Raw genomic sequence first — 1,180 nt, 5'->3', positions numbered from 1 at the left:
CCCGAGCCCGTGCACCTGCGCGACGTCCCCGGACGCGGCGGTCGCCGCACTTCGGACGAACAGCGAGTCCGCGGCACCGTCCGGCACCCCCGGCCCGGAGTCCATCACCGACAGGTGCAGGGTCGTGCCGTCGTCGAGCACCTCGACCTCCACCCACGGGGAGCCCCCGTCACGCGTGCGCTCGTCGTCGCGGAGGGCCGCCGTCACGGCGTTGTCCACCAGGTTGCCGAGCACGGTCGTGACGTCGCCCGGCTCGGTGATCGTCCCCTGCACGAGCGTCTCCGCCCCGATCCGCAGCAGCACCCCGCGCTCGGCGGCCTCGACGCCCTTCGCCCCGAGGAACGCCTGCAGGTACGGCTCGGTCAACCGGTCGGCGTGCTGCACCGGGTACCGCAGCGGCCCGCGCTCCTGCACGTCCGCCAGGTACGCCCGCGCCCGTGCGGTCTCGCCGATGTCGAGCAGCCCCGAGATCGCGTGCAGTCGGTTCGCGAACTCGTGGCGTTGCGCCCGAAGCGCTGTGCTCATCGCTCCGACGGCGTCGAGCCGCCGGGTCAGGGCCTCGACGTCGGTGCGGTCGCGCAGGACAGCGACCCGGCCCAGGTCGCGTCCGTCGCGGGACACGGTGCGGACGTCGACGAGCAGCACCCGGTGCCCGGCGACGATCGTGGCGCTCGCCGGAGCGGCGGAACCCCCGTCGAGCATCGACCCGAGCGGCGCGGGCAGGTCGAGGGAACCCACCGGCTGCCCGACCGGGTCCGCCAGCCCGAGCAACTGCACGGCTTCGGGGTTGCAGACGGTGACGGCCCCCGACGGGCCGATCGCGATGACGCCTTCACCGACCCCGCCGAGCACGGCCTGCTGGTTCTGCACGAGCGTCACGAGCTCCTCCGGCTGCAGCCCGAGCGTCAGCCGCACCAACCTGCGTCGGATCAGCACCGACGCGATCAGCGCGAGCAGGACCGCCGCCAGCCCGGCACCGATCACCGGCATGCTGTCCTCGACCAGGGTGTCGTAGACGCGTGCCCGGGTGAACCCGACGCTCACCTCGCCGACGACGGTGGACTGCCGGGAGGCGCGGCTCGTCCCCGCCCCGCCGGCTGCGGGTGCGGAGACGGGCACCTTCGCCCGCGCCGACTCGCCGAGCGTGCCGCGGGCCCAGGACACGGTCTCGCGTCCGGCG

Annotated in this window: 1 protein-coding gene; it reads right to left on the bottom strand. The window is 74.7% G+C overall.

The window, feature by feature from the left end:
• Window positions 1-1,180 (bottom strand): sensor histidine kinase (locus tag BACI9J_RS22595; protein ID WP_159736638.1); only part of this gene is annotated, 1,180 nt, incomplete at both ends.

This window comes from Arthrobacter sp. 9V, assembly GCF_902506065.1.
Classification (GTDB): domain Bacteria; phylum Actinomycetota; class Actinomycetes; order Actinomycetales; family Micrococcaceae; genus Arthrobacter.
Note: the sequence above shows the minus strand (reverse complement) of the source record. Positions and strands in the feature narration are given on the sequence as shown.